Genomic DNA, 20,518 nt, shown 5'->3' on the forward strand with positions numbered 1-20,518 from the left:
CAACCAACCGCCGGTTGAGCCACCTCGTGAGGAACGAACGAGGCGTGGGCGTTACCACCTGGCACACGGTGCAGAAACCCAACCACAACATCTTGAGAGACTCCCCGATCAAGGTCCACCTTGGTTTCGACACGCGCAGGCGTCGCTACGCTCCTTCGGCGCGGCTCAACCGACACGCCGCCCCACTCAACCAACCGCCGGCTGAGCCAGGACTGAATCAGGGTCGCGACCGGATGTCCCCTGCGCCGCCACCGTGTTAGGTTTCCGTGTGCTTTCCGACCAACAGGCCCGAAGCCGCGCCTTCACCCACGTCCTCCTCAACTCCGCAGCCGCCATGCTCGGCACGGCGTTCCTCTGGTACGCCATCACCTTCTGGGCCTATCTGTCCACCCGCTCCGTCATCACCACCGCCTTCCTCGGCGGCGCCTACATGCTCGGAATGGCGGTGCTCGGGGTCCCGTTCGGGTCATTGATCGACCGGTACCGCAAGCACGTCGTCATGACGATCTCCGCCGTCGGCACCACGGCCCTGTTCCTTCTGGCCGGGCTCGTCTTCATCCTCGCGCCAGAGGACGTGCTGATCGACCTCGGGCGACCCTGGTTCTGGGTATTCACCAGCCTCGTGCTCCTGGGCGCGATGCTCGCGATGATCCGTGGGCTCGCCCTGTCGACGTGCGTGACGATGCTCGTCCCCTCCGACGACCGGGCGAAGGCCAACGGCATGGTCGGCGCGGTCAACGGGATGACGATGCTGGTCACCGGAGTGCTTTCCGGCCTGGCGATCGGCCAACTCGGTCTCGGCCCTGTGATGTTGATCTCAATAGCCGTGATGGCCGTCTCCCTCGTGCATCTCGTGGCCATCCGCATCCCCGAGCCGACGATCGTGCATGCCGACGGCACCCCGAAGGCCGTCGATTTCAAGGGCGCTTGGGGCGCGATCATCGTCGTTCCTGGGCTGATCGGCCTGATCATCTTCTCGACGTTCAACAATTTCCTCGGCGGCGTCTTCATGTCCCTGCTCGACCCGTACGGCCTCGAACTGATGCCGGTCGAGACGTGGGGCATCGTGTTCGGCCTGTCCAGCGTCGGCTTCATCATCGGCGGTGCGCTGATTGCGAAGACCGGGCTCGGGTCCAAGCCGCTGCGCACCCTGCTGCTCGCCAACCTCGGGATGTGGGTAGTGGGCGGAGTGTTCACACTGCGCGAATCGGTGCCCCTGCTGATCGTCGGGATCTTCGCCTACATGATATTGATCCCGTTCATCGAGGCAGCTGAGCAGACCCTGCTGCAGCGCGTGGTGCCGTTGGAGAAGCAGGGAAGGGTGTTCGGGTTCGCGCAGGCAATCGAGGTTTCGGCGGCCCCGATCAGCGCATTCCTGATTGGCCCGATCGCCGAATACTGGCTGATCCCCTACGCCGAGTCACCGTCCGGACGGCAGGATCTCGGCTGGCTGCTAGGTGACGGCGACGCGCGCGGGATCGCCCTGGTGTTCGTGCTCTCCAGCGCCGTCGGGTTCGTGATCACGGCTCTGGTGTTCGTTACCAGGACCTACCGCCTGCTGAACGCAAGCTACGCGGCCGGCGACGTCAACGCCGACCTGACCGCCGACGACACGTCGGAGATAGTCGGTCCCTCGCCCGACCAACCCGGCCCAGACGTGCTCGGGAGGGGCTTCACGGAACACTGACCGGGGCAGGCGCGTGCACAAATCTCTGCATGGGTGAAGGCATCCCCATATCGGGCTCGACTCAACGTCAGGCGCGTGCACAAATCTCTGTATAGGTGAAGGCATCCCCATATCGGGCTCGCCTCGACGCATAGAGAGATCTGTGCACGGGCCTCAGTCCTGCGGGATGCCGCCGCTGAGCGTCCAGGCGAGGAACTCCTTCAGGTCGCCGGTCTCGCCGTCGCGGCCACCACGGCCGATCACCAGCGGCGCGAGAGTCGGTTGCAGTTTGACCCCGCGGAGCCGCTCCTTCCAGCCGCCGGGCACGACCAGCGAGTAGTAATTGCCCTCGGTATCGAGTGCGACGGAGTGGTTGGTGCGCAGGTACCAGCCGACCTTGTCGGTCTTGACGACGTGACCGTCCAGCGTCCTGGCCTTCAGCGGGCGCGGGGCCAGCCCCGCCGCCTCGGCATCCTTGAGAAACTGGTCGATCATCACCTGCGCCCTGGCCGCCTCGGCCCGCGCATTCGCGTCGGTCAACTGCTGGCGCACCAGCGCCGCCCGCTGCCGCTCGCTCATCTCCTCACCCATGGCGCAAGGGTATGCCCTGTGGTCGACTGCGCGTAATGTGCCGTCATGGAGAACCGCATGGAGCAACCGTCAATCGAGCCGTTCGACGACGCCGCCATCCGGCGGGTGCAGGTCGTGGTGGCCCATCCCGACGACGCCGAGTACGGCACCTCGGCTGCGGTCGCACACTGGACGAGCAAGGGCGTCGAGGTCGGCTACCTGCTGCTGACAGCGGGCGAAGCCGGGATGCAACGGCCGCCGGAGGAGGCTGGCCCGCTGCGCGCCGTCGAACAACAGGACGCCTGCCGCAGCGTCGGCGTCAAGCACCTGACAATCCTCGACTTCCCCGACGGCATGCTCGAGTACGGCCTGCCCCTGCGTAAGGCCATCGCCGGGGAGATCCGGCGCTTCCGCCCGGACGCCGTCGTGTGCGGGGCGGGTGAGTTGCACACGCCGTGGGGCATCGACCACGCGGATCATCGCGCCGCGGGGGTCGCTTCGATCGACGCGGTCCGCGACGCCGACAATCGGTGGGTGTTCCGCGACCTGGCCGACGAGGGACTCGAGCCTTGGGGCGTGACCTGGTTGCTGCTCACCGGTACCCGTCCGACCCACTTCGTGGCGGTCGACGCGGACGCCGAGGCTCGCGCCGTCGAGTCGCTGAGTGCGCACAAGGCCTACTTGGCCGACCTGCCGTGGCACCCGGCGCCGGGAGAGTTCATCCCGGGCATGTTGAAGGAGCAGGGTGAAGCTGCGGGGGTGGATCGGGCGGTGGTGTTCGCGGCGCATCGATTGCGTGGGCAGTAGCGGGGTTTGAGACGCGGTCTCCCTCGCGATCCCTCCGCGCCTCCCGCCGTCCTCTGATCGGCCCTCGCGTCTGCCGTCGCGTTGAGCTCGCGTCTGCCCTCGCCACGTCTGCACTCGCGTTGAGCTCGCGTCTGCCCTAGCCACATCTGCCCTCGCGTTGAGCTCGCGTCCGCCCTCGCCACGTCTGCCCTCGCGTTGAGCTCGCGTCTGCCCTCGCCACGTCTGCCCTCGCGTTGAGCACTATCCCGGACTCGATCGACGACACGCCGCACTTGGGCGTCAATTCGACAAACGAACCCCGAATAGTGCTCAAAACCCCACCAACTCCCGCCGACGCCCTCCCACGCCCCCACACCCCGTCCCGATGAGCACTATCCCGGACTCGATACCCGAAACGACGCAGTTGAACGTCACAACAGCAAACGAACCCCGAATAGTGCTCAAGACCCCACCCGCACCCCGGCCGACGCCCTCCCACGCCCCGTCCACCCCTCCCGTTGAGCACTATCCCGGACTCGATCGACGACACGCCGCACTTGGGCGTCAATTCGACAAACGAACCCCGAATAGTGCTCAAAGCTCGACCAGCCCCCAGCTCGACCAGCCCCCAGCCCAACCAGCCCCCAGCCCAACCAGCCCCGCTCGGACAGCGGCAGCAGTCCAGCCTGGACCCGCTCGACCACCAAGCACCGACCCTCCCAACGTCCATCCACTACTCTCTTCCCCATGAGCTCGCGGCGACACACCACCCGCGACGAGATCGTCTACAAGAGGCACTACGTCGGCACCGTCGAATACCTCACCAGCCGCACGGGCTACGGCGACGCCTCCATCGTCGCCTACCGCTTCCCCTGCCAGGTGCCGGAGAAGACCGGCCCCGACTTCGTGCTCGTCCACGGCATCGGCGTCTCGGCCCGCTCCTACGGCCCCACCGCGGTGGAGCTCGCCAACCACGGCGACGTCCACCTGGTCGACCTCGCCGGCTACGGACGCTCACCGCGCCCCGACCATGACCTCACCATCGCCGACCACGCCGCACTGCTCAGCCGATTCCTGCGTGACAAGCAGCTCGACCATCCGGTGGTCGTCGGCCACTCCATGGGTACCCAGGTGGTGGCCGAACTCGCGGCCGACTTCCCCGATGAGGTCGACCACATCGCACTCATCGCCCCCGTCCTCGCCCCAGCCGTCCGGTCACTTCCGAAGGCGCTCGGTCGCCTGCTCGCCGACGGGCTGAAGGAACCGCCGTTGGTCTCCGCGACCGCGATCCACGACTACCTCTTCCGAACGGGCATGCCCTACATGTTCCGGCAGACCCCGCATCTCTTCCAGACCGACCTCGAGGCCATCGCCGACCGCGTGGACGCAAAGACTTTGATCATCTGCGGCGCCGACGACCCGGTCGTGCCGCTCGGCTGGGGCGAACAGCTCGCCGGACGGTTCCGCCACGGCTGGTTCGCGACCATCCCTGGCCCGCACGCCTCCATGTTCGCCGCCCCCGAAGCGATTGCCGAGTTGATCGATGAACATGCCCATCGGTAGCCCCCGACCGAGGCCGAGGCCGACCCTGACGCCCGCGCGACTCCGCCTCGCCGCCCACCGTGGGTGGTCGTGGGGGCGCGACTACGTGTGGATCCTGCGGGCGCTCGCCCGAGGCCTGGTCCGGCGCGACCTCCCGGCACGATACGCCGACGGCGACGGCCGCCCCGTCTTGCTGTTGCCCGGCGTGTACGAGGAGTGGACGGTGATGCGTCACGTCGCCGACCGGCTGAACGAGGCCGGCCACCCGATCCACGTGCTGCCCGACCTGGGGCGCAACACCATCGGCATCATCGACGCCGCCCGCCTCGCCGAGGCCTACCTCGTCGCACACGACCTCCGCGACGTCGTGATCGTCGCGCACAGCAAGGGCGGGCTGATCGGAAAGCAGTTGCTGGCGTCAGGCGGGACGGCCGCCGACCGGGTGCGTCGGATCGTGGCCGTGGCGACCCCGTTCGCCGGTTCGCGGCTCGCGCCGCTGGTGCCGACCCAGGTCGTGCGTTCCCTCGGCCCGGACGACGAGACGATCGTCGCGCTGGTCGCCCGCGCCGACCTGAACGAGAAGATCGTCTCCATCTGCCCATCCTTCGACCCCCACATCCCGGGCGGTTCGTTCCTGGACGGGGCGACCAACGTGGCGGTCGAGGCGATGGGGCACTTCCGGGTCCTCGCCGACCCTGCGGTCGTCGACGCGGTCGTCTCAGCCGCCGCGCTCTGACGGCGAAGCCAGTCTCCCAGCGTGGGAGGATTCGGCCATGGCTGTTCAAATCCCCCGGCTGCGGGTCCCCTTCGCTCCCGCCTGCTTCGCGGTCCTCGGGGCCTGGCTGGCGCTGACGCCGTCGCTGCTTCCGCGGGCGGCCGTGCTGCAGGGCGCCCTGTGCGCCGTCGTCGGGATGCTGGCCTACGCCGTCGGGGCCCTGATCGGCTGGGTCGCCCGGGGCCTCGGCCTGAAGCTGCGGGGCCGCCCGCGCCGCATCGCCTGGAGGTGCCTCGCCGTGGCTGGCGCCGTCGGCAGCATCGTCGTGCTGGTGGTGCATGTGCGCCAGCAGCAGCGGATGGGGGCGGCGATCGGGGTCGACACCGTCGGCCTGATCGACATCCCGGTCATCGTGCTCGTGGCCGCCGCCGTTGGCGCCGCACTGCTCGCCGTGTCGAGGCTGATTCGGGCCGCCGGTCGACTGTTGGGGCGGCTCGTCGGCAAGGTGCTGCCCCCGAATCTCGGACGTGTGCTCGGCGCCGCGGTGGTGGCGGTCGCCGTCCTGCTCGGGATCAACGCCTCGTTGACCGGAAAGCTGCTCACCGCGCTCGACAGCGCATTCATGCTCGTCAACGACGAGTTCCGCACCGAGACGCCCGCGCCGACCGGCTCTCATCTGTCCGCCGGGCCCGCCTCCGACGTCACCTGGGACGACCTCGGCCGCCAAGGTCGCCTGTTCATCGCCGCCGCCCCGACCGGGCAGCAGATCTCCGAGTTCACGGGCAAGGAGGGGCTCGACCCGGTGCGCGCCTACGTCGGGGTGGGCGGCGACCGGCTCGTCGAGCTACGCGGCCAGGCCGAGGAGGCCGTCGACGAGCTGGAACGCCTCGGCGGGTTCGACCGGGCCGTGATCAACATCGTCACGGGCACCGGGCGCGGCTGGGTCAATGAGAACCAGTCGCGGGCGCTGGAATACATGTGGAACGGCGACACGGCGACGGTGAGCCTCCAGTACTCCTACCTGCCGAGCTGGTTGTCGTTCCTGGTCGACACGCAGCGGGCGCAGGACGCCGGTCGGTTCCTTTTCGAGGCGGTCTACGCCCGCTGGCAGGACCTCCCCGACGGCGACCGCCCCCTCCTGGTGGTCAGCGGTGAGAGCCTCGGCTCGTTCGGCGGCGAGGCCGCGTTCAGCGGGGCGCAAGACATGGCGGAGCGCACCGCTGGCGCCCTGTTCGTCGGCCCGACGGGCAACAACCGGCTCTGGTCGCGTTTCACCGCCGAACGCGACGCGGGCACCCCGGAGGTCCTGCCGACCTACCAGCAGGGCATCAACGTGCGCTTCGCCGACACCCCCGAGGACTGGGACAGGCCGGGCACCGACTGGCCGCAGCCGCGGATCGGCTACCTGCAGCACGCCAACGACCCGATCACCTGGTGGGACGGGTCGCTCGCCTTCGAGCGGCCCGACTGGCTGCGCGAGCCGCGCGGCCGCGGCGTGCTCCCCGAGACCACCTGGGTGCCGGTCGTCACGTGGCTGCAACTGGCGGCCGACCAGTTGGTGGCCAGCGCCGTGCCAGACGGGCAGGGCCACGAGTTCGGCCAGGCGCCCGTCGTCGCATGGGCACGGATCCTGCCTTCGCCCGGCTGGAGCGACGGCGACACCGAGCGTCTCGCCGAGCTGATCCGCGACACCGAGATCCAGCGCTGACGCTCGCCGTGCAGTTCCGACAAGCGATGAGACCCAGGTGATGTCCTCGCCGTCGTCGGCTGGCTAGACCCCGATGCCGACCCCGGACGTCACGCCGTAGAGCCCGTCTGGGAAAATGACGAAAGACACAACCAGGAGGACCGATGCCGGAGTTTCGCTACGTTGACATGTTGCCGATCGGGGAGGACAACACCCCCTACCGGCTGCTGACGACCGAGGGCGTCGAGGTGCTCGACGGACCCGACGGCCGCAAGTTCCTGAAGGTCGCCCCCGAGGCCCTGACGCTGCTGGCCGAGACCGCGATGCACGACATCGCGCACTACCTGCGCCCGGCGCACCTGCAGCAACTGCGCAACATCCTGGACGACCCAGAGGCTTCCGCGAACGACAAGTTCGTCGCGCTGGACCTGATGAAGAACGCCAACATCGCCGCCGGCGGCGTGCTCCCGATGTGCCAGGACACCGGCACCGCGATCGTGATGGGCAAGCGCGGCCAGCAGGTGCTCACCGAAGGCACCGATGAGAAGCCGCTCAGCCTCGGCATCTTCGACGCCTACACCCAACTGAACCTGCGCTACTCGCAGAACGCCCCCCTGACGATGTGGGAGGAGAAGAACACCGGCTCCAACCTGCCTGCACAGATCGAGCTGTACGCCGACACCGCCGAGGGGCACGAGAACTCCTACAAGTTCTTGTTCATGGCGAAGGGCGGCGGCTCCGCGAACAAGTCGTACCTGTTCCAGGAGACCAAGGCGATCCTCAACCCGGATTCGATGATCAAGTTCCTGGAAGGCAAGATCCGCGCCCTCGGCACCGCGGCCTGCCCGCCGTACCACCTGGCGATCGTCGTGGGCGGCACGTCGGCCGAGTTCGCGCTGAAGACGGCCAAGTACGCCTCCGCGAAGTACCTCGACACACTGCCGACCGAGGGTTCGATGGCGGCCAACGGCTTCCGCGACGTCGAACTCGAAGAGCAGGTGCTCGAGCTGACCCGCAAGCTCGGGATCGGCGCGCAGTTCGGAGGGAAGTACTTCTGCCACGACGTCCGCGTCATCCGACTCCCCCGCCACGGCGCGTCGCTGCCCGTCGCGATGGCCGTCAGCTGTTCGGCCGACCGGCAGTGCCTCGGCAAGATCACCCCTGACGGCGTGTTCATCGAGCAGCTGGAAACCGAGCCTGCCCGGTTCATGCCAGAGACCATCGACGCCGACCTCGACGCCGAAACCGACGGCGTCACCGGCACCGGGAAGGGCGCGGTCGTCCGGATCGACCTGAACCGGCCCATGCCGGAGGTCCTGGCCGAGCTGAGCAAGCACCCGGTCAAGACGCGGGTGTCGCTGACGGGGTCGCTGATCGTCGGGCGCGACCTCGTGCACGCCAAGATCAAGGAGCGCCTCGACGCAGGCGAGGAGATGCCGCAGTACCTGAAGGACCACCCCGTCTACTACGCGGGCCCGGCGAAGACCCCAGTCGGGATGGCATCGGGCTCGTTCGGCCCGACGACGGCCGGCCGGATGGATTCGTACGTCGACCAGTTCCAGGCCGCCGGCGGCTCGATGATCATGCTGGCGAAGGGCAACCGTTCGCAGGCCGTCACCGACGCCTGCCAGGCGCACGGCGGCTTCTACCTCGGATCCATCGGCGGGCCCGCGGCCCGGTTGGCGCAGGACTGCATCAAGAAGGTCGAGGTCGTCGAGTACGAGGAACTCGGCATGGAGGCGGTGTGGAAGATCGAGGTTGAGGACTTCCCGGCGTTCATCGTGGTCGACGACAAGGGCAACGACTTCTTCGCGGAGGTCAACAAGCCGCTGGTGTTGAGCATTCCGAAGCGCGAAGGCCTCTGACGGGTCGCGCGGCTGCGCCGCTCAGGCGAGGAGTTCGACGGTGACGCCGACCGCCTCGTAGGTGGCGCGGGCGCGCGCGTCGCGGGTCGCCAGCGATAGCCCGTGGAACCGGGCGGCGGCCCCGACGAGCCCGTCGTAGGCAGCCCCGCCCGCAATCCCCTGCTCTGCCAGGTCACGATGGATGCGCCGGAACGTGACGCTGTCGAAGGTCACCGGATCTTCGAAGTTCGCATCTATCAGAGTGACGGCGTCGGCCGCGGAGATGCGAGCGTCGCCCGGTAGGCGCGTCAGTACCGAATAGGTTTCGACGAGGGCGTGCCCGCTGAGAACCAGTGAGAGGTCCCTCGCCCACCGGCTCACCGCGGCGTGCGCGGGGTGGGTCGCAACAAGGAGAGGGACCGCGACGCTCGTGTCGACCGCGATGCTCAACGCCGTGCCGAGTCGATCAATGCGAACATGTCATCGTCGGTGACGACGGTTTCGCTGACCGCCACTAATCGGCCGTCGGGCCCCCTGACGATTCGGGCGGTTCTGCCGCCGGGGGTCACTTGAAGACTCGCACCGTAGGCCGAGATGTCGACCTTCGAACCCGGCGCCAGTCCGAGCGCGTCACGCAGGCTCTTGGGCAGCAGGATCCGTCCTGCAGAATCGATGGTCGCTTCCATGGGAACATGCTACCAATTCGTTCCCAGCCGACGGATCCCAGGACTCTTTGCGCGATGGGCCCTTCCAGGAAAGGCTGGAGCCAATTGCGAGCGCGCGGGCGCCCGAGTTGACCGCCCCCCACCCCGTCAGCGCCCCCGAAAATCGACCACTGGCCGATTCTGACCCGTCTGGCCACGAGGATCGGCCCCTGCCCTGCGCTATGGTCCGGTCTGGGCCGTTACCAGCGCTTTCCCCGGCTACCCGCTGTGTACCGCTGGTAGCGTGGCATTCCACTGGTAACGCCGAAGCATCGCTGGTGACGCCGATTCCGCCAGCGATGCGAGGGCGAACTGGCCCGACATCCGGCCGATCGGTAAGCTCCTCGGCCGGGTCCCTCACCTGAGTGGCCCCGCGGATGGGATGTGATCGGGTTGCGGAACCCAGGGCTGGGCAGGAACTTCAACCGGTTCTGGACGGGCGAATCACTGTCCCACTTCGCAGTTCAACTGGGCGCCGTCGCGCTGCCCGTCATCTCCGTCGACCTTCTGCACGCCTCCGAGTCCCAACTCGGCTACCTCAACGCGGCCTCGACGGCGGCCTTTCTGGTGCTTGGCCTCCCGGCCGGCGCTTGGGTCGACCGGTGGTTCAAACGGCCGACGATGATCTGGGCCAATCTGGTACGCGGGCTGGCGATCTCAATAGTGCCGGTGCTCTACCTGGCCGGGGTGCTGGAGTTGTGGCACCTCTACGTCATCGCGGGCGTCGTCGGGATCGCGACGGTGTTCTTCGACGTCTCTTACCAGAGCTTCATCCCGATGCTGGTCGGCCCAGGGCAGATCTCGCGGGCGAACTCCCGGATGGAGGCCACCGCACAGTTGGCGAGGCTGGCCGGGCCCGCTCTGGGCGGCCTGCTGCTGAAGGTCGTCAGCGCGCCGCTGCTACTGATCGCCGACGGCCTCGGCTACCTCGCGAGCTGGGGCTTCCTGCTGGTGACCCGCGACCACGAGGCCGAATACCGCGCCAGCCGTCCACCTCGGGAGCGACGCAACCTCGTCGTCGAGATCCGGGAGGGGCTCGGCTTCGTGCTCAGGCAGCCTGCGATCAGCCGGATCACCCTCGCGTCGTTGCTCAGCAACTTCGCCTCGACGGCGACCTACACCCTCGTCCCGATCGTCGTGCTGCGGCTGCTCGGCTTCTCACCCTTCGAATACGGCGTGATCATGACGCTCGGCGCGGTCGGCGGGCTGCTCGGCGCCGCCGCTGCGGGGAGGGTCACACGCCGGGTCGGGACGGCCAACGCCGTCCGATTCTCCACCCTGGCCGGCGCCCTCGCGGTGTTCTGCTACCCGTTCGCGATGCTGCTGGGCGACAAGGCGACGCAGTTTGTCGTGTTGGTCGTCGGGGCGTTCATCGGCAACTCGGCGATCCTGGTTTACAACGTGACGCAGGTCTCGCTCAGGCAGCGGCTGTGCCCGCCGCATCTATTGGGCCGGATGAACGCGTCAGTGCGGTTCATCGTGTGGGGCATCATGCCGGTCAGCTCGATCGTCGCGGGGTGGGCGAGCCAGTCGATGGGCGTCGGGAGCTTCCTGTGGATCACCGCGGGTCTCGGCACCCTCGCCTTCGTCCCGCTTTGGCGGCTGCACCGCCACATTCCCGCCTGAACGGATGAGAGCTTTCTCATCTCCGCTTGTCCCCGGAATCATCGCTTCGTGGTTTCCTGGCTGTGAGGAGGTGGACGATGTTCAGACGCCTGGCCGTCGGTGCCGGTCTTGTGCTGCTCTTGGGGCTGCTCGCGGTCTGGGTGGTCGCCGCGTTCTCGGGTCCGGGCCCTGATCCGGACCGGCAGCCCGCGATCGTGGTGACCCGGACCCCGGGTCGAGCCCCCACCCCGATACCGACGCCGACGACTTCGGCGACGCCGTCCGGCCCGGGAACCGTAACGGCGCCCACGCCTGAACCGGTCGACGACGACGATGACGACGATGATGTAGACGAAGACGACGAGGATAGCGACGAAGACGGTTGAGCGGCGGTTTCCTCATGCCTCGCTCCTACCTCACGAGGTGACTCAACCGACAACGGTCCCCGGTTTACAGGAGCCGGTAGCCCATCCCACGAACCGTCTCGAAACGCTCCCTCCCGAGTTTCCCCCTGAGGTAGCGCACGTACACGTCGACGATGTTTGAGCCGGGATCGAAGTCAAGCCCCCACACGCTGCTCAGCAGCTGCTCCCGGCTCAGCACCTGGCCTGGGTTGCGCAGGAAGGTCTCGGTGAGCGCGAACTCGCGCGCAGACAGGTCGATCCATGCGCCGTCGACCTGCGCCCGCCTGGTACGCAGATCCAGGACCAGCCCGTTGTGGCTGAGCTGCGTGCCCGCGCCGACGGCCCCGGCCGTCGGCTCCGGGCGCAGCCGCAACCGGATCCGCGCCAACAGTTCCTCGAAGGAGAACGGCTTCGGCATGTAGTCGTCGGCGCCGCCCTCAAGCCCGGCGACCCGGTCCTCGATCGACGACCTGGCAGTGAGCATGATCACCGGAACCGTCACCCCCTGCCCCCGAATCTGCTCAAGCACCTCGAACCCGTCGATGTCGGGCAGGCCGACGTCCAGCACGACCAGGTCGAACTCCCCCTGCACGACGAGCGACACGGCCTCGCGACCGGATGCGCTCGTCCGAGGGCTGAACCCGGCGGCCCTCAGACCCTTGGCGATGAAGGACGCAATGCGGGTCTCGTCCTCGACGATCAGGATGGCACTCACGCTGTCTCCTCTGTGGCGTCGTCGACTGGTGCCAACGGGAGGATCATCGTGAACGTTGACCCGGCGCCGGGCGTCGATTCGATCTCAAGTCGGCCGTGGTGCGCAGCCAGGATCGACTCGACGATGCTCAGCCCGAGCCCAGCCCCCTGCGCGTGGGTCGAAGCCTCAGGCGCGCGGGCAAACCTCTCCCGCACGCGCGCCAGTTGGTCCGCGGCGATTCCGATGCCGCTGTCCCTGACCCAAAGCCGGGCCACGCCGCGGTGCAGGCGCGACCCCAGCGCAATCACCGACCCTGTTTCCGAGTACTTGACGGCGTTGGCGGCAAGTTGGAGCCACGCCTGGGTGATGCGGGTCGGATCGACCCAGGCCTCGACGTCGGCGACCTCCTCAAGCCGCCAGTTCCGCTCGCCCAGCGTGCGGGCCTTCTCGAAGTTGCGGTCGGTCAGGGCCGCCAGGTCACTCCAACGGGGCACGACGAAATCGGCCTGCCCTGCCTTCGCGAGCACCAGCAGGTCGCCCACAAGGGCACCCATCCGATCGAGCTCGTCGATGGCCAGTTCGCGGGTCTGGACGACGTCGTCGGGGTCGGCCACGTCGACGAGTTCAAGGTGTCCACGCACGACGGTGATCGGGGTCCGCAGCTCGTGCCCCACATCGTCCAGCAGCCGACGTTGCGCCTCGACGGAGCGCTGCACCCGGTCGAGCATTCGGTTGATGGTGGCCGAAAGGGCGGCCAGTTCGTGGCGTCCCGTCACCGGAACCCGGGTGGTCAGGTCGCCTTCGTCGATGGAGTCGGCCGCGACGCGCAGCTCGTCGATGGGTCGCAGGAGTCGGCCGACCAGCGGCCAGGCGATCAGCGACGCGACGGCGAGCATCGCGACGGCGACGGTGGCGTAGACGAGCATGGTGTTGCGGAGCTGTTGGAACGTCAGGTCGACGTCGAAGACGTGCACCAGCGCCCCCTGCCCGGTGGGGAACACAACTGGCGCGACGAGGACTCGGTAGTCACGCTGATCCGTCTGCAACGACCGGATGACGATCTCGTCGCCGAGCGCGAGCGTGCGGACGGCGTCGACGAGCTGCGGGTCGCCCTCGAGCCGCAGCGTCACGTCGGAGGAGGCCACCCACTTCACGTCGCCACCGACGAACGCGACCTCCCCCTCGGCCTCGCCGACGACGGTGCGCATGAGGTAAGTGCGCAGCAACTCGGACGGCCCGGCGAAGGGCTGGCCGGTGCCGGGGTCGACGCCCTCGTCTGCCAGCAGGCGTAGCTCGTCGCGGGTGCGGGTGAGGTGCTGGTCCATGGTCGAGTGGATCTCGCGGTACTGAATGGCGGCGACGATGGCGCCCGACGCGGCCAGCGTGAGAGCGGCCATGAGGATCATCGGCAGCACGATCCGGGTGCGCAGACTCGTCCGCGCACCGTCCCCATGCTGCACCGTCATGCTGCCATCCTGCCCGAACCTCGGTCGCCTCGCCGTCTGCATCCATCCAGATGAGGACACTCTCACGTTCAGCGCACCCGCCTCCTCATCTTCGGGCGGTGTGATTGGCACATCCCGATCGAAGGAGAAGTGATCATGACCTGGAAGAAGTCAACCCCCTGGGTGCTGGCCGGCGCGTTCGGTGTTGCGGCAGCGAGCGGCGGCGCACTGGGTGCGTTCGCGACGCCCACCCTGACGCCGTCGGTGGGTGCTTACGCACCGGCGATGCCGCAGTCTGTGCTGTCGGCTCAGACGGCGGTGTCGGCTCAGACGGCGGTGTCGGCTCAGACAGCGGTGTCGGCTCAGACAGCGGTGTCGCCTCAGACGGCGGTGTCGCCCGTATCGCCCGTGTCAGCGTCGTCGCCGACATCCCCGACCTCGCCGAACTCGGCGTCCTCGCCCATGTCAGCGTCATCCCCGGCGTCCCCGGCGTCCCCGGCGTCCCCGGCCTCGCCAGCGTCGCCGAACTCGGCGTCCTCGCCCACGTCAGCGTCGTCCCCAGTGTCGCCAGCGTCGGCCGATTGACCCATCCTTGTTGGGCCAGCACGCGGAGGCGCAGACTTCCCCGTCTGCGCCCCGACTTCTGTGCATCAAGGCATTGGCCGATCCTCGACCCCAGACGGAGCAAAATCGACCACTGGCCGATTTTCACGACCCCACCCGACGCGACGCCACCCCACCCAGCAGAGGCAGTGGCCGATACTCGACCCCAGACACACCAAAATCGACCACTGGTCGATTTTCACGACGGGACGCGACGTGGCCCACCCCACCAGAGCCACCCCACCCCACCCGACCCGAGCCGCCTGACCCGAGCCGCCCGACCCGACCCGACCCGACGCCGCCCGACCCTACCCGTACCTCAGCCCCCCACCCTCCGCCCCTTGTAGCTTTCCCACAAACTTCAACTACCGACATTGGGTGAGACAAAGCGCACGGCTGAGCCCCGGATGCGGAAGTCTTGCATAGTCCGACATCCGTCGCGCCCAGGAGGTATTTGTGTTCAAGAGAATCGCGATCGTCAACCGAGGCGAATCGGCAATGAGGCTCATCCACGCCGTCCGCGATCTCAACGCCGAGCACCCAGACCGCGACCCGTTCGTCACCATCGCCCTGTTCACCGACGGCGAACGCTCCGCGATGTTCGCCCGCGAGGCCGACGAGGCCTACCCGATCGGACCCGCCTCCGAGCGGCCCTACCTCAACCACGAACTGCTCGCCCGCGTCCTCAAGGAGGCCAGGGCCGAGGCCGTCTGGGTCGGCTGGGGCTTCGTCGCCGAGGATTCGGCCTTCGCCGACCTCGTCGAGAGCCTCGGCATCACCTTCATCGGCCCTTCCGGTGACGCCATGCGCCAACTCGGCGACAAGATCGGCTCGAAGCTGATCGCCGAGGAGGTCGGTGTGCCGGTCGCACCTTGGTCGCGCGGCGGCGTCGACACCCTCGAAGATGCCCTTGCCGCAGCCGATTCCATCGGCTACCCCCTCATGCTCAAGGCGACCGCGGGCGGCGGCGGCCGAGGCATCCGCAAGGTCACCTCCCCCGACGAACTCGAGGACGCCTACCAGCGCACCCGCGACGAGGCCGAGCGCGCGTTCGGCTCCGGGATCGTGTTCCTGGAGAAGCTCGTCACCGGCGCCCGGCACGTCGAGGTGCAGCTCATCTCCGACGGTGAAACGGCGTGGGCGCTCGGGGTGCGCGACTGCACGATCCAGCGTCGCAACCAGAAGATCATCGAGGAGTCGGCCTCCCCACTGCTCACCGCCGAGCAGACCGACGAGGTGAAGGCCGCAGCCGAGCGCCTGGCGCTCAAGGTCGGCTACCGTGGCGCCGCCACCGTCGAGTTCCTCTATCACCACGCCGACCGCCTCTTCGCGTTCCTTGAGGTCAACACCCGTCTCCAGGTCGAGCATCCGATCACCGAGGTCACCAACGACTTCGACCTTGTCAAGGCCCAGATCCACGTCGCAGCGGGAGGACGGCTCACCGAGCGGCCCACCGAGTTCGGCCACGCCGTCGAGGCCCGCCTCAACGCGGAGGACCCCGACCGCGACTTCGCGCCCGCGCCCGGCCGGATCAGCCGGCTCAACCTGCCAGCCGGCCCCGGAATCCGGGTCGACACCGGGGTCGCAGAGGGCGACCTGATCCCCGCCGACTTCGATTCGATGATCGCCAAGATCATCGCGCACGGCCGCACCCGCGACGAGGCGCTCGGACGGCTGCGTCGCGCCATGCGTGAGACCACCGTCGTGATCGAGGGTGGCGCCACCAACAAGAGCTTCGTGCTGGAACTCCTGCGCCAACCCGAAGTGGTCGGCTCAGGCAACGAATGGGCCGACACCGGTTGGATCGACCGCGTCCGCACCGACGGCGGCCTCGTCGCCGACGAGCACGCGGGCATCGCCCTGGTGATCGCCGCGATCGAGGCCTACGAGGAGAACCGCGGCTGGGAGACCGAGCGTCTGCTGGCCACTGCGCAGGGCGGCCGCCCGCAGACGCAGCACAAGCCCGGCGCAACTGTCGAGCTGAAGCTCCGCGGCGTCACACACCAGGTGATCACTTTCGGCACCGGCCCGGACAGCTACCGCGTCGTGGTCGACGGCCAGCCTGCCGAGGCGTCCATCACCCATCTCGACGACGTACACAGCCGGGTCCGGGTCGGCGACGAGACCTTCCGCATCGTCAGCGCGACACACGGCCCTGTGCACCTGATCGAGGTCGACGGCGTCACGCACCGCGTCTCCCGCGATGAGGGCGGCGTCCTGCGCTCCCCCGCGCCCGCGCTTGTGGTCGCCACCCCGGTCGCCGTCGGCGACGTGGTCGAGGTCGGCGCCCCGGTGATCGTGCTGGAATCCATGAAGATGGAAACAGCCATCGCCGCACCGTTCACCGGGCGCGTGAAGGAACTGCACGTGATGACCGGCTCGCAGGTCGAGACCATGGCGCCGCTGGTGAAGCTTGAACCGATCGGCGACGGCGCCGACGACGACACCCTGACCCCCACCGCGATCGATCTGCCGCAGCCTCTGGTCGACGCCGACGCCACCTCGCGGCTCAACCGGTTGCGGTCCCGGCTGTCGGCAGCCCTCCTCGGCTACGACGTCGACCCCAACGGTGCCATGCTGGCCGACTATCTCGCGGCCAGGGAAGAGGTGCTGGCTGAGGGTGGCGACGTCCTCACTGGTGAAATCGCGCTGATCAGCATGTTCGCCGATCTCGCCGAGCTTTCCCGCAACCGGCCGTTCGGGGAGCAGGACCACACCGAGCTTCGGATCCACTCCGACCGGGAGCACCTGCACCGCTACCTGACCACGCTCGACACCGATCGCTCGAAGCTGCCCGGCCTGTTCGTGGAACGGCTCGGTCGGGTGCTGCGACACTACGGCGTCGACTCGCTCGACCGCACCCCGGCGCTCGAGGAGGCCGTGTTCCGCATCTTCCTCGCGCAGAAGCGGGTCGCCTCGGACGTGCCGATCGTGCTTGGCATCCTGGATCGTTGGATGACCGAACCCGCCCCGGAGCCGGCCCGGGCCGCCTCGGCTCGTGCCGACCTGGAGCGCGTGCTGCGGGCAACGCAGTTGCGGTTCCCCGCCGTCGGCGACATGACCCGCTCGATCCGGTTCCGCTGGTTCGACCAGCCGCAGGTCGACGCGGAACGAGCCTCGGTGCTCGCCGGGTTCGGCGACGCGCTGGAATCGTTGGCCGCGGACCCGCAGGCCCCGGACTACGGGTCGCGCATCCGACAGCTCGCGAACGTGCATGAGTGGACGGCGGACTACCTGGCTACCCGGCTCGCCACGGGCGTGCCCGCCGTCGAGCCCATGCTTGAGGTCCTCGCCCGCAAGTACTACAGCGACTTCGGCCTGGACAACGTGCACTCAGAGACCGCCGATGGTCGTGCCGTCCTCACCGCCGAATACGTCCTCGAATCCCGCCCGCGCCGCTTCGTCGCCACAGTCGGAACGGCCGACGAACTCGCCCCCGGCGGGCCGCTGATGACCCTGATCAAGCAACGGTTCGATGCACGCAACCCCGGCGATGACGCCGTCTCCGAGATTTATGTGGCGTGGCCGACGCAGCCCGACCCGGAGGCCGTGGTTGCCCAACTGGCCGATGCCCTGACGGCGTGGGCGTTCGGCCCGGAGGTCAAGCGGATCGCGGTGGGGCTCTGCCCGCCCGACGGTCAGGTGCAGTACTTCACATTCCGGTTCGAGGACGGTGTCGCCGTCGAGGATGTGCTGGTGCGCGGGTCGCATCCCATGGCCGGTCGACGCCTCGACCTGTGGCGGCTGCGCGAGTTCGACACCACCCGTCTGCCGTCGACCGACGACGTGTGGCTGTTCGAATGCGTCGCCAAGTCGAACCCGAACGACCGTCGGCTGGTCGCGATGGCGCAGGTGCGGCAGCTGGCCGCCGTCCGTGACCGCGACGGCGTCCTGGTCGCGCTGCCACACGCCGAACGGGCCATCGCGAACTGTCTGGAGGCCATCCGGCGCACCCGCTCGGCGCGCGGCGCCGCAGGCAACAGGCTGGACATGAACCACGTCTGGGTCGACGTGTGGCCCGAGGTCGACCTTTCTGTCGACGACATCCGGCCGCTGCGTGCGAAGATCACGCCGCTCTCCGACGGCGCGGGCATCGAAGAGGTCCTCTGCCAGGGTCGGTTCAGGCAGGGCGATTCGCTGGTTCCGCTCGCCGTGCGCTTCTACGCCCAGCCCGGCGCGGGCGTCACCACGACGGTCGGCCCGCCTCCCACCGAGCCGTTGAAGCCGCTCGACGACTATGCCGCCAAGGTGCTCCGGGCGCGTCGCCGGGGGCTGGTTTACCCGTATGAATTGTCGGCTACCCTCGCTGGCCGGGGCGGAACACTCACCGAACTGGACCTGGACGCTGACGGTCGGCTCGTCGAGACCGATCGGGCCCCTGGCCTGAACAGGGCAGCCATCATCGTCGCGAAGGTCGTCACCCCCACCCCCCTATATCCGGAGGGCCTGACGCGGATCGTGTTGTCCGGCGACCCCACGAAGGGCCTCGGTGCGCTGGCCCGGCCCGAGTGCGAACGGATCATCGCCGCGATCGACCTGGCCGAGGCGATGGGCGTGCCCATCGAATGGTTCACGCTCAGCTCCGGCGCGAAGATCTCGATGGATTCCGGCACGGAGAACATGGACTGGGTCGGCGCGGCGCTGCGACGTATCGTCGAGTTCACGCAAGCCGGCGGCGAGATCAACGTGGTGGTGGCCGGTATCAACGTCGGGGCGCAGCCCTACTGGAACGCCGAGGCGACCATGCTGATGCACACCAGGGGCATCCTCGTGATGACGCCTGATTCGGCGATGGTGTTGACCGGCAAACAGTCGCTCGACTTCTCCGGTGGCGTCTCGGCCGAGGACAACTTCGGCATCGGCGGCTACGACCGCGTGATGGGCCCCAACGGGCAGGCGCAGTACTGGGCGCCGAACCTGGGGGCGGCGATGAAGATCCTGATGGCCCACTACGCGCACACCTACGTGCTACCGGGCGAGGCGGGGCCCCGTCGCGCTGAGACGAGCGACCCGTCAGACCGGGACGTCTCCGACTTCCCGCACGTAGCCGAAGGCTCCGACTTCGCGACGGTCGGCCAGATCTTCTCTGCCGAGCACAACCCGGACAGGAAGAAGCCGTTCGACATCCGCACGGTGATCGCGGCCGTCGCTGACCAGGATCATGACCTTTCGGAACGTTGGGCAGGCATGGCCGATGCCGAGACGGCGGTGGTGATCGACGCGCGGATCGGTGGGCATTCGGTTTCGGTGATCGGGATCGAGTCGAAGCCCGTGCCCCGCGCCGGGTTCCCTCCCACCGATGGGCCGGACACGTTCACCGCGGGCACGCTGTTTCCGCAGTCGTCGAAGAAGGTCGCCCGCGCGATCAACGCGGCCTCGGGCAACCGTCCGCTGGTGGTGTTGGCGAACCTGTCCGGGTTCGACGGTTCGCCCGAGTCGATGCGCAACGTCCAGTTGGAGTACGGCGCCGAGATCGGACGGGCGATCGTCAACTTCGACGGCCCGATCGTCTTCGTGGTGATCTCGCGTTACCACGGTGGCGCGTTCGTGGTGTTCTCAAAGCGGCTGAACCCGAACATGACGGTGTTGGCGGTGGAGGGCAGCTTCGCCTCGGTGATCGGGGGCGCTCCGGCCGCGGCGGTGGTGTTCGCGCGCGACGTCGAGACGAGAACGTCGAACGATGGACGGGTCGTCGCGTTGGAGGGTCGGCTGCGGGTCGCGGCTCCGCACGCGCAGGCGGCGCTGCAGTTGGACTTGGAGACGACGCGTAAGTCGGTCAGGGCTGAGAAGATCTCGGAGATCGCCTCGGAGTTCGACGGGGTTCACTCGATCCATCGGGCGGTGGAGGTCGGCTCGGTGGATAGGGTGATTCGGGCGGCCGAGATCCGCCCGGCGATCATCGCGACGATCGAGGCGTGGCACCCGGCTGGTTGAGCCGGGCCGCGGTCGGTTGAGTCGTGCCGCGATCGGTTGAGCCGGGCCGCGGTCGGTTGAGCCGGGCCGCGGTCGGTTGAGCCGGGCCGGGGTCGGTTGAGCCGGGCCGGGGTCGGTTGAGCCGGTCCCACCGCGCGAAGCGCCGGGTACCGTGACGAAACCACCCGTGACCTGACCGCAAACTCTCACCCAGAACCCGTGGTCAAGACCCTGCACCGGGCGCCAGAAGGTTTCGTCACGCGCAGGCGTCGCTGCGCTCCTTCGGCGCGGCTCAACCAGCAGCCGGTTGAGCCGGGCCGGGGTCGGTTGAGCCGGGCCG

Annotated in this window: 15 protein-coding genes; 9 read left to right on the forward strand and 6 right to left on the reverse strand. The window is 68.4% G+C overall.

Features of this window, described 5'->3' with window-relative positions:
* Nucleotides 1-268: 268 nt before the first annotated feature.
* The gene (locus tag BUC15_RS15935) at nucleotides 269-1,687 is read left to right on the forward strand and encodes an MFS transporter (protein ID WP_073190156.1); all 1,419 of its coding nucleotides are present in this window, start codon (nucleotides 269-271) and stop codon (nucleotides 1,685-1,687) included.
* A 153-nt stretch (nucleotides 1,688-1,840) separates the two neighbouring features.
* Here the strand turns inward: BUC15_RS15935 and BUC15_RS15940 are convergent, their stop codons facing one another.
* The gene (locus BUC15_RS15940) at nucleotides 1,841-2,257 is read right to left on the reverse strand and encodes a hypothetical protein (protein ID WP_073190158.1); all 417 of its coding nucleotides are present in this window, start codon (nucleotides 2,255-2,257) and stop codon (nucleotides 1,841-1,843) included.
* 57 nt (nucleotides 2,258-2,314) lie between these two features.
* Here BUC15_RS15940 and BUC15_RS15945 point away from each other — a divergent pair, with 57 nt between their 5' ends.
* From BUC15_RS15945 to BUC15_RS15965, 5 genes are all read left to right on the forward strand, one after another.
* A complete protein-coding gene (locus BUC15_RS15945; RefSeq protein ID WP_073190160.1) occupies nucleotides 2,315-3,043 on the forward strand; it encodes a PIG-L deacetylase family protein in 729 nt (242 codons plus the stop codon).
* A gap of 726 nt (nucleotides 3,044-3,769) precedes the next feature.
* A complete protein-coding gene (locus BUC15_RS15950) occupies nucleotides 3,770-4,585 on the forward strand; it encodes an alpha/beta fold hydrolase (RefSeq protein WP_073190162.1) in 816 nt (271 codons plus the stop codon).
* Nucleotides 4,566-5,300, forward strand: a complete 735-nt coding sequence (locus tag BUC15_RS15955) for an esterase/lipase family protein (RefSeq protein WP_217652275.1) — start codon at nucleotides 4,566-4,568, stop codon at nucleotides 5,298-5,300. The genes BUC15_RS15950 and BUC15_RS15955 overlap by 20 nt, the downstream gene beginning before the upstream one ends.
* Nucleotides 5,301-5,337: 37 nt before the next feature.
* Entirely contained in the window at nucleotides 5,338-6,987 is a 1,650-nt protein-coding gene (locus tag BUC15_RS15960; protein ID WP_073190166.1) for an alpha/beta hydrolase, read from the forward strand.
* 143 nt (nucleotides 6,988-7,130) lie between these two features.
* Complete coding sequence (locus tag BUC15_RS15965; RefSeq protein ID WP_073190168.1) at nucleotides 7,131-8,831, forward strand: fumarate hydratase; 1,701 nt, start codon at nucleotides 7,131-7,133, stop codon at nucleotides 8,829-8,831.
* Between the two features lie 21 nt (nucleotides 8,832-8,852).
* Here BUC15_RS15965 and BUC15_RS15970 read toward each other — a convergent pair whose 3' ends face one another.
* Nucleotides 8,853-9,260 carry a type II toxin-antitoxin system VapC family toxin gene (locus tag BUC15_RS15970; protein WP_073190170.1) on the reverse strand — a complete coding sequence of 136 codons (408 nt, stop codon included), beginning with the start codon at nucleotides 9,258-9,260 and terminating at the stop codon, nucleotides 8,853-8,855.
* Nucleotides 9,257-9,496, reverse strand: a complete 240-nt coding sequence (locus tag BUC15_RS15975; RefSeq protein ID WP_073190173.1) for an AbrB/MazE/SpoVT family DNA-binding domain-containing protein — start codon at nucleotides 9,494-9,496, stop codon at nucleotides 9,257-9,259. Before BUC15_RS15975 ends, BUC15_RS15970 begins: the two co-directional genes overlap by 4 nt.
* 402 nt (nucleotides 9,497-9,898) lie before the next feature.
* Here BUC15_RS15975 and BUC15_RS15980 point away from each other — a divergent pair, with 402 nt between their 5' ends.
* On the forward strand, nucleotides 9,899-11,140 hold the full coding sequence (locus BUC15_RS15980; RefSeq protein WP_073190180.1) for an MFS transporter: 1,242 nt from the start codon (nucleotides 9,899-9,901) through the stop codon (nucleotides 11,138-11,140).
* A gap of 77 nt (nucleotides 11,141-11,217) precedes the next feature.
* The gene (locus BUC15_RS15985) at nucleotides 11,218-11,505 is read left to right on the forward strand and encodes a hypothetical protein (protein WP_073190182.1); all 288 of its coding nucleotides are present in this window, start codon (nucleotides 11,218-11,220) and stop codon (nucleotides 11,503-11,505) included.
* A gap of 64 nt (nucleotides 11,506-11,569) precedes the next feature.
* Here BUC15_RS15985 and BUC15_RS15990 read toward each other — a convergent pair whose 3' ends face one another.
* From BUC15_RS15990 to BUC15_RS20060, 3 genes are all read right to left on the reverse strand, one after another.
* Nucleotides 11,570-12,238 carry a response regulator transcription factor gene (locus tag BUC15_RS15990; RefSeq protein ID WP_073190184.1) on the reverse strand — a complete coding sequence of 223 codons (669 nt, stop codon included), beginning with the start codon at nucleotides 12,236-12,238 and terminating at the stop codon, nucleotides 11,570-11,572.
* A complete protein-coding gene (locus BUC15_RS15995) occupies nucleotides 12,235-13,683 on the reverse strand; it encodes a sensor histidine kinase (RefSeq protein WP_073190185.1) in 1,449 nt (482 codons plus the stop codon). The genes BUC15_RS15990 and BUC15_RS15995 overlap by 4 nt, the downstream gene beginning before the upstream one ends.
* A 359-nt stretch (nucleotides 13,684-14,042) precedes the next feature.
* Nucleotides 14,043-14,252, reverse strand: coding sequence for a hypothetical protein (locus BUC15_RS20060; RefSeq protein ID WP_175558378.1), 210 nt, complete (start codon nucleotides 14,250-14,252; stop codon nucleotides 14,043-14,045).
* 469 nt (nucleotides 14,253-14,721) lie between these two features.
* Here BUC15_RS20060 and BUC15_RS16005 point away from each other — a divergent pair, with 469 nt between their 5' ends.
* Nucleotides 14,722-20,199 (forward strand): ATP-binding protein, encoded by a 5,478-nt coding sequence (locus BUC15_RS16005; protein WP_073190187.1) that lies wholly within the window; start codon nucleotides 14,722-14,724, stop codon nucleotides 20,197-20,199.
* Nucleotides 20,200-20,518 lie beyond the last annotated feature (319 nt).

The sequence above is a fragment of the Tessaracoccus bendigoensis DSM 12906 genome (genome assembly GCF_900141915.1).
Classification (GTDB): Bacteria; Actinomycetota; Actinomycetes; order Propionibacteriales; family Propionibacteriaceae; genus Arachnia; species Arachnia bendigoensis.

Bases quoted from the DNA above. Each gene is read 5' to 3' on its own strand.
- BUC15_RS15940 (WP_073190158.1), bottom strand. From the start codon at position 2,257: ATGGGTGAGGAGATGAGCGAGCGGCAGCGGGCGGCGCTGGTGCGCCAG.
- BUC15_RS15945 (WP_073190160.1), top strand. From the start codon at position 2,315: ATGGAGCAACCGTCAATCGAGCCGTTCGACGACGCCGCCATCCGGCGG.
- BUC15_RS15950 (WP_073190162.1), top strand. From the start codon at position 3,770: ATGAGCTCGCGGCGACACACCACCCGCGACGAGATCGTCTACAAGAGG.
- BUC15_RS15955 (WP_217652275.1), top strand. From the start codon at position 4,566: ATGAACATGCCCATCGGTAGCCCCCGACCGAGGCCGAGGCCGACCCTG.
- BUC15_RS15960 (WP_073190166.1), top strand. From the start codon at position 5,338: ATGGCTGTTCAAATCCCCCGGCTGCGGGTCCCCTTCGCTCCCGCCTGC.
- BUC15_RS15965 (WP_073190168.1), top strand. From the start codon at position 7,131: ATGCCGGAGTTTCGCTACGTTGACATGTTGCCGATCGGGGAGGACAAC.
- BUC15_RS15975 (WP_073190173.1), bottom strand. From the start codon at position 9,496: ATGGAAGCGACCATCGATTCTGCAGGACGGATCCTGCTGCCCAAGAGC.
- BUC15_RS15985 (WP_073190182.1), top strand. From the start codon at position 11,218: ATGTTCAGACGCCTGGCCGTCGGTGCCGGTCTTGTGCTGCTCTTGGGG.
- BUC15_RS15995 (WP_073190185.1), bottom strand. From the start codon at position 13,683: ATGACGGTGCAGCATGGGGACGGTGCGCGGACGAGTCTGCGCACCCGG.
- BUC15_RS20060 (WP_175558378.1), bottom strand. From the start codon at position 14,252: ATGGGTCAATCGGCCGACGCTGGCGACACTGGGGACGACGCTGACGTG.